Below are 9,945 nucleotides of genomic sequence, written 5' to 3'. Positions count from 1 at the left end.
AAGATCTTCATCAGCCTTCTAGGTCGAGGCAGACGGGAATCGTCGGACACGGCCCAGCCACTGCCCGCCGCTGCCCGCCCCGGCCCTGGTCGCCGTGGGCTCAGCGTCGGGCGCGGCGGGGGGTCAGGAGGCCGGCGTCGCGGGCGCCGGCGATCAGGCGGAGCGACTTGCGACGGCTGTGCCCGGTCGCGCACATCACCGCGAGCACCGGGTCGTAGCCCTCCCGCTGCGCGGTGAGGTACTCCTCCGCGACCAGCCGCCGCCCCTCCGTGCCCCGCGGCCAGGCGGGCCTGGCCCGGCGGGCGGCCTCGTACCGGGCACCCGGCACGCTGTCCTCGACCGGGTCGGGCAGCACGGCGCCGCAGACCTCGAAGAGCGGGCCCTCGATCCAGTCGGCCAGCTCCGCCAGGTCGCCCAGGGACAGCGGCGGCTGGGCCCGGACGTCCTCCAGGGACAGCCGGCCCCCGGCCACCACGGCGAGGACCTCGACCCGGGCCCCGTCGGGGAAGCTCAGCCGGGCGTGGAACCAGGCGGTGGCTCCCCCGCCTTCCTGCACCTCCCACGCGGGCCACACCGAGACTGCGCCGTCCTGCCAATGCCGATCAGAAAGGTTGAGAAAGGAAGCTTCGAGCACACACGCAACGTAAGGGAGTGATCACAATCGTTCGGCAGAGCCACGCCGAGCGCCCCCTCCCCCGGCGGCCCCCAGGGTGCGATCCTGGAGGCATCAGCGATCTCCTCGCGTAAGGAGTTCCGCCGTGCTGCGTGTCGCCGTCGTGGGTTCGGGGCCGAGCGGGTGCTACACCGCCCAGAGCCTCGTCCAGCGGGATCCCGGGGTCCTGGTCGATGTCCTCGACCGCCTGCCCTGCCCCTACGGACTGGTCCGGTACGGGGTGGCGCCGGACCACGAGAAGATCAAGTCGCTCCAGAACAACCTGCGCACCGTGCTGGAGGACGAGCGAGTGCGCTTCCTCGGCGGGGTCCAGGTGGGACCCCGGGGCGTGCCGGTGGCGCGGCTGCGGGAGCTGTACCACGCGGTGGTGTACTGCGTGGGTGCCGCCACCGACCGCCGACTCGGCATCCCGGGCGAGGATCTGCGGGGCAGCTGGTCGGCGACCGAGTTCGTGTCCTGGTACAGCGCGCACCCGGACGCCGTGGCGGACGGTTTCGTCCTCGGCGCCCGTACCGCGGTGGTCATCGGCGTCGGGAACGTCGCCGTGGACGTCACCCGCATGCTGGCGCGCGGCGCGGCCGAGCTGAGCCCGACCGACATGCCGCAGTCCGCCCTCGCCTCGCTCGCCTCCAGCCAGGTGTCCCGCATCCACATGGTGGGCCGCCGCGGGCCCTCCGTGGCGCGCTTCACCACCAAGGAGCTGCGCGAGCTGGGCACCCTCCCGGACACCCGGGTCACCGTGAACCCGGTGGAGCTGGAGATGGACCCGGACTACGTCGACCCGTCGGCCCTGCCGGCCGCGCAGCGCCGCAACATCGAGGTCCTGCGCGGCTGGGCCACCGAGCCGACGCCGAGCGGCCGGCACCGCATCCGGTTGCGGTTCTTCCTGCGCCCGGTCGAGCTCCTCGCCGACGGGGACCGCGTCTGCGGCGTCCGGCTGGAGCGCACGCGGCCGGACGGCCGGGGCGGCCTGGTCGGCACCGGCCGGTACGAGGAGATCGAGGCCCAGCTCGTACTGCGTTCGGTCGGCTACCGCGGCGTGGCGCTCGACGGGCTGCCCTTCGATCCTCAGCGGGGCACGGTCCCCCATGTGGCGGGCCGGGTCGTGCGGGAGGGTGTGGCCGCTCCGGGCGAGTACGTGGCGGGGTGGATCAAGCGGGGCCCGACCGGAGTGATCGGCACCAACCGCCCCTGCGCCAAGGAGACGGTGACCTCGCTGCTGGAGGACGCCCCCGCGCTCCTGCGCCGCGCGGTCCCGGCGGACCCGCTGACGGCCCTGCGGGCGGAGGGCGTCCGCCCCGTGGAGTGGTCGGGCTGGCAGGCGATCGAACGGGCGGAGGCGGAACTGGGGGCCTCCCTGGGCCGCGGCGTGGTGAAACTCCCGGACTGGGAGTCACTGTTGACGGCCGCTCAGGGTGAGGCCCGGGATTAGGCGCACGCGGCCGGCGGTGGCCGACCCCTTCGACATGGATCGGCAACACCCCCGACATCAACAAACCGTTCAAGCCTCCTACGGTCTCAAGACGTCCCCCCGCCCGGCCCCACCCTGGAGCGCCCATGACCGACGCCGCGCCCCTCCACCCCGTCGACGCGGTTCCTCCCGTACGTCACCTCGCGGCACTCGGCCTTCAGCATGTCCTCGCGATGTACGCCGGTGCCGTCGCCGTCCCCCTGATCGTCGGCGGCGCGATGCGGCTGCCGCCCGCGGACCTGGCGTATCTGATCACCGCGGACCTCCTGGTGTGCGGTGTCGCGACGCTCATCCAGTGCGTGGGCGTCTGGCGTTTCGGCGTACGGCTGCCGATCATGCAGGGCTGTACGTTCGCGGCCGTGTCCCCGATGGTGCTGATCGGCACGGAGGGGGGCGGGCTCCCCGCCATCTACGGCTCGGTGATCGTGGCCGGCCTGGCGATCATGCTGTTGGCGCCGGCGTTCGGCCGGCTCCTCCGCTTCTTCCCGCCGCTCGTCACGGGCACGGTGATCCTGATCATCGGTCTGTCCTTGCTGCCGGTGGCCGGCAACTGGGCGGCCGGCGGCGTCGGCGCGAAGGACTTCGGCGCGCCGAGGAATCTGGCCCTCGCCGCGTTCGTGCTGCTCGTCGTCCTGGGAGTGCAGCGGTTCGCCCCGGTGTTCCTGAGCCGGATCGCGGTGCTGATCGGCATCGTGGTCGGCCTGGCCGTCGCCGTGCCCCTCGGGTTCACCGACTTCGGCGGGGTGGGGGACGCCGACTGGCTGGGTGTCAGCACGCCGTTCCACTTCGGGGCGCCCACGTTCGAGGTGTCGGCGATCGTGTCGATGCTGGTGGTGGCCCTGGTGACGATGACCGAGACGACCGGTGACCTGATCGCGGTCGGCGAGATGACCGGGCGGGAGGTAGGGCCGCGCTCCCTCGCCGACGGGCTGCGGGCCGACGGGTTCTCCACGGTCCTCGGCGGGGTCTTCAACACCTTCCCGTACACGGCGTACGCGCAGAACGTGGGCCTCGTCGGCATGACCCGGGTGCGCAGCCGCTGGGTCGTCGCGGCCGCCGGCGGGATCCTCGTGCTGCTGGGGCTGCTGCCGAAGCTGGGTGCGGTGGTGGCCGCGATCCCGGCGCCGGTGCTCGGCGGTGCGGGGCTGGTGATGTTCGGTACGGTCGCCGCGAGCGGGCTGCGCACGCTGGCGCGGGTCGGCTTCCAGGACAACCACAACCTGACGGTGGTGGCCGTGTCGGCGGCCGTCGGCCTGCTGCCGGTCGGGGTGCCGACGGTCTACGCGAAGTTCCCCGACTGGTTCCAGACGGTGATGAACAGCGGCATCAGCGCGGGCTGCCTCACGGCGATCGCGCTGAACCTGCTCTTCAACCACCTTCCGTCGAAGGCCGGTTCAGCCGTCGCCGAGGTCCCGGACCCGGGCGGCCTGCCGGTCGGCGGCGTCCAGGAGGGCGTCGAGAAGCCCCGGGAAGAGGCCGTCTAGGTCGTCCCGGCGCAGGCCGTTCATCTTGGCGGTGCCCCGGTAGACCTGCCGGATCACCCCGCTCTCGCGCAGCACCCGGAAGTGGTGGGTGGTCGTGGACTTGGTGACCGGCAGGTCGAAGTACGAACAGGAGAGCTCGTCGCCGTCGGCGGCGAGCTCTCGCACGATACGCAGCCGCATGGGGTCGGAGAGCGCGTGCAGCACGGACTCCAGCCGGATCTGAGCGGTCTCCGGATGCGGGAGATCGCGACTGCTGACGGCGGGGGTGGTCACGGCGGCTCCCTTGTGTCGGGCCTTCGGGGAGTTCATTGTACGAGGACCATCGTAGTTTGACATCCGCCGTACTACGATGGCTATCGTACGAGGCATCGAGTCGTACCCGACCCGTGTCGGCATCCCCTGACGATCGGAGTCCGCCGTGAGCGCGCTGTTCGAGCCCTACCGCCTGCGTGAACTGACCATCCCGAACCGGGTGTGGATGCCCCCGATGTGCCAGTACTCGGCCGCGCCGGAAGGACCCGGGACGGGCGCCCCGGGCGACTGGCACTTCGCGCACTACGCGGCACGCGCCACCGGCGGGACGGGCCTGATCATCGTCGAGGCGACCGCCGTGGCCCCCGAGGGCCGGATCTCCCCGTACGACCTCGGCCTCTGGAACGACACGCAGGTGGAGGCGTTCCGCCGGATCACCGGTTTCCTACGGACGCAGGGGACGGTGCCCGCGGTGCAACTGGCTCACGCGGGGCGCAAGGCGTCCACCGGCCAGCCCTGGCGGGGCGGTGCCCCGGTCGGCCCGGACGCGCACGGCTGGCAGCCGGTCGCGCCCAGCGCGGTGCCGTTCGACGAGCAGCACCCGGTGCCGGACGAGCTGACGGTCGGGCAGATCCGGGCCGTCGTCGGGCAGTTCGCGGAGGCGGCCCGCCGTGCCCTCGCCGCCGGTTTCGAGGTCGTCGAGATCCATGGCGCCCACGGCTACCTGATCAACGAGTTCCTGTCCCCGCACTCCAACCGCCGTACCGACGCCTACGGCGGCTCGTACGAGAACCGGATCCGTTTCGCGCTTGAGGTGGTGGACGCCGTGCGGGAGGTGTGGCCGCAGGAGAAGCCGCTGTTCTTCCGGGTCTCCGCGACCGAGTGGCTGGAGGAGGGCGGCTGGACGGCGGACGACACCGTCCGGCTCGCGGCCGAACTGAAGGCCCACGGCGTGGACCTCCTCGATGTCTCCACCGGCGGCAACGCCTCCGGCGTCCGCATCCCCGTCGGCCCCGGCTACCAGGTTCCGTTCGCCGCCCGCGTCCGGGACGAGGCGGGGCTGCCCGTCGCGGCGGTGGGTCTGATCACCGAGGCCGAGCAGGCCGAGAAGATCCTCGCCAACGGAGAGGCCGACGCCGTGCTGCTGGGCCGTGAGCTGCTGCGCAACCCCTCCTGGGCCCGGCAGACCGCCCAGGAGCTGGGGGGCGAGGTGCACGTTCCCGAGCAGTACCACCGGTCGGTCTGACCTCCGCGCCCCGGCGGACCCCGGCTGGTCTCGTCAGGCGGGGCGCGCCCCACGGGCGGCGGGGTGGGGGTCAGGCGGGGCTCGGCTCCGCCGAGGTCCGGGGCCCGGGTCGCATCAGCCGCTGGACCGTCCGCTCCAGATCCGGCAGGGTCCGCTGGCCCGCCACCGCGAGGGCGATCGCCGCGGCGACACCCGCCCAGGCGAGCGGGCCGAGCGGGGTGCAGCCGAAGAAGTGGCTGGCGCCCGGGACCTGGACGAGGACGACGAGGGCCGCGGCGGAGCCGAGGGCCGTGGTGCGGACCAGCGGGCTGTGCCGGCGGTCGGCGAGGGTCTGGGCCAGCTGGGTGCCGACCACCCCGCACAGGGCCATCGTCGTGGAGCGGCGCGCGGTGCCCGGCGTGAAGCGGCCGGCCAGCCAGGCGAGGGTGGCGCCCAGGCAGGTGGTCAGGGCACGGTGGCGGATCTGGCGCATGAGGGGCGCGCCGAGGAGGTCGGTGCCGAGCGGCTCCGGCCCCGGGGCGGCACCCTCCGTGTCGCCTCCGTCCGCGCCGCCCGGCTCCTCCTTGGGGGTGACCGCCACCGCCATCGCGGGGAACAGGTCGGTGAACAGGTTCACCAGCAGCATCTGGCGGGTGGAGAGCGGGGCCCGTCCGGCGAGCAGCGTGCCGAGGATGCCGAAGCCGATCTCGCCCGCGTTGCCGCCGATCAGGATGGCGATGGCGTCGGTGACGCTGTGCCACAGGGAGCGGCCCTCGGTGACCGCCTCGATCAGCACCGACAGGTCCTCGTCGGTCAGGACCAGGTCGGCCGCGTTCCGGGCGGCGGCGGAGCCGCGGGCCTGGATGCCCACGCCGATGTCGGCGGCGCGGATGGCGGCGGCGTCGTTGGCGCCGTCGCCGACCATCCCGACCACCCGGCCCGCGTCCCGCAGCGCCTCCACGACCTGGAGCTTCTGCTCGGGCGCGACCCGCGCCACGACACCCGCGTCCCGCAGCATCCTCGACCGTACGGACCGGTCGGCGGAGGCCAGTTCGTCGCCCGTGACGACGGTCGTGTCCTCGGGCCAGCCGAGTTCGGCGGCGATCGCCCGGGCGGTCTGCGGGTGGTCGCCGGTCAGCATGACCGGTCGTACGCCCGCCTCGCGCAGCCCGCGCACCAGGTCGGTGGACGTCTCGCGCGGCACGTCGGCGAGCGCGAGCAGGCCGGTGAAGTCCAGGTCGTCCAGCGGTTCTTCGAGGGCGGTGGACGGCTCCTCGCCCGCGCGCAGCGGGCGTTCGGCGACCGCGAGGACGCGCAGACCGTCGCGGGCGAGGGACTGCGCGGTCCCGGACGCGTGATCGGGGAGACCGGGACAGGCGGGCAGGACCGTCTCCGGGGCGCCCTTGACCACCAGGACGGGGGTGCCGTCCGCCGCTGTGCCGACGGCCGCGGCGTAGCCGCGGGCCGCCTCGAAGGGCCGCCCCTCGGTCTGCTCCCACTCCGGGTCGGGGCCGGCCGCGTCCAGCACCGCCTCGTCGGTGGCGTGCACCGGGCGATTCGAGCCGCCGTTCAGACGGGGACAGGCGCGCGCGGCGACCCGCAGGGTGCGGGCCGTGTCGTCGGCGCCGGTGTCCTTGAGGGTGCGGACGGTGCCGTCGGCCTCGCCGACCCGGACCAGGTGGAGGCGGTTCTCGGTGAGGGTGCCCGTCTTGTCGAAGCAGACGGTGTCCATACGGCCCAGCGCCTCCAGGGTGCGCGGGGTGCGTACGAGGACGCCGCGGCGGCTCAGCCTACGGGCAGCCGACAACTGTGCCACCGTGGCGACCAGCGGCAGCCCCTCGGGGACGGCGGCCACGGCCACCGCGACGCCGCCGCTCACCGCCTCCTTGATCGGAGTGCCGCGCAGCAGCGACAGACCCGTCACCGCCGCGCCACCGGCCAGGGTCAACGGCAGGGCCTTGCGGGTGAGTTCATGGATCTTGGCCTGGACACCGGCGGACGGGGGCGTGCGCGCGGCCAGGGCGACGGCGCGTGCGGCCTCCGTGCGGTCGCCGGTGCCGACGACGACGGCCCTGGCCTGGCCCGCCACCACGGTGGTGCCCTCGAAGACCATGCAGCTACGGTCGGCGACCGGCGCGCGGGGTGTCGGGGCCGTCTGCTTGTCCACCGGCAGGGACTCCCCGGTGAGCGCCGACTCGTCCACCTCCAGGCCGTCCTCCCACAGCAGCCGGGCGTCGGCGGGCACGACGTCGTCCGCCTTCAGCTCGATCACGTCGCCCGGGTCGAGCACGGCGGCGTCCACGGTCTCGGCCTCCGCCGACGCGTCGACGGGGGGCGGGCCTGTGGGCTCGTCCGGCTCCCGGGGTGTGACGCGGGCCTTCTGCTGCTGGTCGGCGAGCAGTCCCGACAGCGCCCGTTCGGCGCGCAGCCGTTGCAGACCGCCGACCAGGGCGTTCAGATCGAGCGCGCCGAAGACGAGGAGGGCGTCCACGACCGAGCCGAGGATCGCGGAGGCGGCCGAGCCGACCGCCAGCACCGGGGTGAGCGGATCGTCCAGCTCCCCCCGGACGGCCCGGGCCAGCTCCACCGTCCAGCGCACGGGGGCGGCGGCGGGCGTGTGGCCCACCGTGTCGGCCACCTCGTGGAGCCGCCCGGCGGCCTGCTCGACCACCGTGGTGTCCTCCTCCTCGCCGGCCGCGTGGTCGAGCCGGTCGAGGACGTCGTCCGGGGGCAGCGCGTGCCAGGCGGTGCGCGGCCGGGGGCGCGGCGCCCGCGCCAGGGCCACGCCGAGGGCGCCACGTACACCGCTGAGCAGGGCCGTCGCGGCGCCGACGTCGACGGGCACGTGGCGCAGTCCGGGCAGACGGGCGCTCCGGCGCGCCCCCTCGGCCTCGCCGACGGCCACGAGCAGCCCGGACAGGGCCGCGCCGGACCGGGCGAGGGTCTGCGACCGGTGGCCCACCGTACGGGCCGCCGGTACGGCCGTCAGCAGCCGCCACACGTCGGCGAGACCGTTGAGGGCGAGGACGTCCGCGCCCCAGACGACGGCGGAGTCCCCGTCCGCGAGGGCGACGGCCACGTCCCCGCCGAGCAGACCGTCCAGGACGTCCATGCCTTCCGGCGCGGGGGTCGTGGCGTGCCCGGCGCCAGCGTCCTCGCCTCGGTCGTGGGCGCCGTCGTCCCGCGCGCCCGTGCCCTCGTCCGGCACGTCGGCGGTGGCGGGCGCGCCCGTGGTGTCGTCGTCGGGCGTGCGCGTGATGTCGTCCCGTACGTGGGTGTCCTCGATGCCCGCCTCGGGGTCGGTGGAGGGGAAGCGGGCGACGGTCAGGACGGCGGCGCCCTCGTCGCGCAGGCCCCGCACCACCTCGCGCAGGGGGCGGTCGCCGGTCACGACCTGGTCGGCGAGGCTCGTGAAGTCGCGCAGCGCCGGGTCGTCCACCATGACGACGGCGAGCCCGGCCCGGCGCGCCGCGTCGAGCACGGTCTCGACCCAGGGGTCCGCACCCGCGCCGGGGCTCCGCAGCGCGCTGGGATGCAGTACGACGGTGTCCACGGTCTCCAGCCGCCGCAGCCTCTCGGGGTCGCGGACCAGGACGCCGGTCCGGGCGAGGGCCGCGCCGAGGACGTGGTGGAAGGCGGCGGGGCCGTAGCGGGCGGCCTTGGGCGAGCCCGCGAGGACGGCTTCGGCGGCCTCCTTGCCGTCGTGTTTGACGAGCAGGGTCGCCGCGGCGCCCAGCACACTGCCGGTGGAGGCGTGGGAGGCGTAGTCCTGGGCGGGGGTGGACCGCAGGGGCGGCCGTACGGAGGGACGCGGGGGCAGGCCGACGCGCCGCGGGGTGCACACCTGGTCGTGGACGGTGTCGAAGGCGGTCGCGCGGGCCAGGGTGTCCCCCAGCTGGCAGGTGCGCAGCGCCCCGTCGAGCAGCAGGGCGATCGGGGTCTGGCCCGCGGCGTGGACGGCGGCGTTGGCCGTGGCCAGCAGCACGTCCATGCGGGACGGACCGAGCCGGTCGCGCAGGAACGCGCGGAAGCGGGGGTTCTCACGCAGCAGCGTCGCCGCCGCTGTGACCAGGCGCGGTGAGCGCGGCAGCCGCAGGAAGGAGCCGACGAGGGCGACACCTGTGCCGAGGGTGTCGGCGGCGAGGGCCGTCGCGGCGGCCCGGGTGCCGGCCGGGTCGCCGGGGTGGGTGTATCCCTCGACGTCCTCGTCGGCCAGGGACAGCCCGTGCCGGGCGGCGAGTGCGACCGCCTCGTCCACGACCGTGTCGCCGAGGGCCTCCTCGGCGGCGGACACCACCAGACGCGCGAGGCCCCGGTCCCAGTAGGCGAGCGCCACGTCCGGCCGCTCGGCCAGTGCGGCGGCCACCTTTCGGGCCGCGTGTTCCGTGCCGCCCTCGCGGTGAACCCGTTCGAAGGTCTCGGGCCGCAGCGCGAGATGGGCCCGCGCGCCGGAGCGCCAGGGGCGCGCACCACCCGGCAGCGCGCTACGGGCGACGCGTGCGACGTGCGCGGCGCTGTCCGCGCCCCGGACGCTCGCCCGTGCCGTTCCGGCCACCGCTCCCGCGGCCAGGCCGACGGCGGGTCCGGCTCCTCGGGCGAGGAGCCGGGGCCCGGCCAGCGCGAGCCCGGTGGCGGCGGCCGTCGGACGTGTCAGCAGTCCGAGTCCCCCGGTGCGCCCCTGCTCAGCCTGTGCATCACCCCACCGGCCACGTCGTGCCATGGCTCTCCCTCACCTCACGCGTGATGCCCTTCCGGGGGAGCCGGGTTCCCGCGAATCGGCTCGTCATCCATGGTTCTGGGGTGGATGGGGCGGAGTACGGCGCGTGAGGTCGCGGAGGCG

6 protein-coding genes are annotated in these 9,945 nt (G+C 74.8%); 3 read left to right on the top strand and 3 right to left on the bottom strand.

What is annotated here, in order from left to right; all coding sequences use genetic code 11:
* Window positions 1-100: 100 nt before the first annotated feature.
* On the bottom strand, window positions 101-574 hold the full coding sequence (locus SMA5143A_RS25005; protein ID WP_258193722.1) for a DUF6214 family protein: 474 nt from the start codon (window positions 572-574) through the stop codon (window positions 101-103).
* A 184-nt stretch (window positions 575-758) separates the two neighbouring features.
* On the opposite strand from SMA5143A_RS25005, the gene SMA5143A_RS25000 reads away from it, so the two are divergent.
* Window positions 759-2,105, top strand: a complete 1,347-nt coding sequence (locus SMA5143A_RS25000; protein WP_107465077.1) for an FAD-dependent oxidoreductase — start codon at window positions 759-761, stop codon at window positions 2,103-2,105.
* A 125-nt stretch (window positions 2,106-2,230) separates the two neighbouring features.
* Window positions 2,231-3,628: a nucleobase:cation symporter-2 family protein gene (locus tag SMA5143A_RS24995; protein WP_107465076.1), complete on the top strand. Its 1,398-nt coding sequence runs from the start codon at window positions 2,231-2,233 to the stop codon at window positions 3,626-3,628.
* On the opposite strand, the gene SMA5143A_RS24990 is transcribed toward SMA5143A_RS24995, so the two are convergent.
* Window positions 3,539-3,901: an ArsR/SmtB family transcription factor gene (locus SMA5143A_RS24990; RefSeq protein WP_107465098.1), complete on the bottom strand. Its 363-nt coding sequence runs from the start codon at window positions 3,899-3,901 to the stop codon at window positions 3,539-3,541. The genes SMA5143A_RS24995 and SMA5143A_RS24990 overlap by 90 nt on opposite strands.
* A 145-nt stretch (window positions 3,902-4,046) precedes the next feature.
* Here SMA5143A_RS24990 and SMA5143A_RS24985 point away from each other — a divergent pair, with 145 nt between their 5' ends.
* Window positions 4,047-5,126 (top strand): NADH:flavin oxidoreductase/NADH oxidase, encoded by a 1,080-nt coding sequence (locus SMA5143A_RS24985; RefSeq protein WP_107465075.1) that lies wholly within the window; start codon window positions 4,047-4,049, stop codon window positions 5,124-5,126.
* Window positions 5,127-5,196: 70 nt separating this feature from the next.
* On the opposite strand, the gene SMA5143A_RS24980 is transcribed toward SMA5143A_RS24985, so the two are convergent.
* Entirely contained in the window at window positions 5,197-9,825 is a 4,629-nt protein-coding gene (locus SMA5143A_RS24980) for a cation-translocating P-type ATPase (protein WP_181362003.1), read from the bottom strand.
* Between the last annotated feature and the right edge of the window lie 120 nt (window positions 9,826-9,945).

This window comes from Streptomyces sp. MA5143a (genome assembly GCF_900290235.1).
Classification (GTDB): domain Bacteria; phylum Actinomycetota; class Actinomycetes; order Streptomycetales; family Streptomycetaceae; genus Streptomyces.
The sequence above is the reverse complement of the archived record's forward strand: the minus strand, read 5'-3'. Positions and strand labels throughout refer to the sequence as shown.

Bases quoted from the DNA above. Each gene is read 5' to 3' on its own strand.
- SMA5143A_RS24995 (WP_107465076.1), top strand. From the start codon at position 2,231: ATGACCGACGCCGCGCCCCTCCACCCCGTCGACGCGGTTCCTCCCGTA.
- SMA5143A_RS24980 (WP_181362003.1), bottom strand. From the start codon at position 9,825: ATGGCACGACGTGGCCGGTGGGGTGATGCACAGGCTGAGCAGGGGCGC.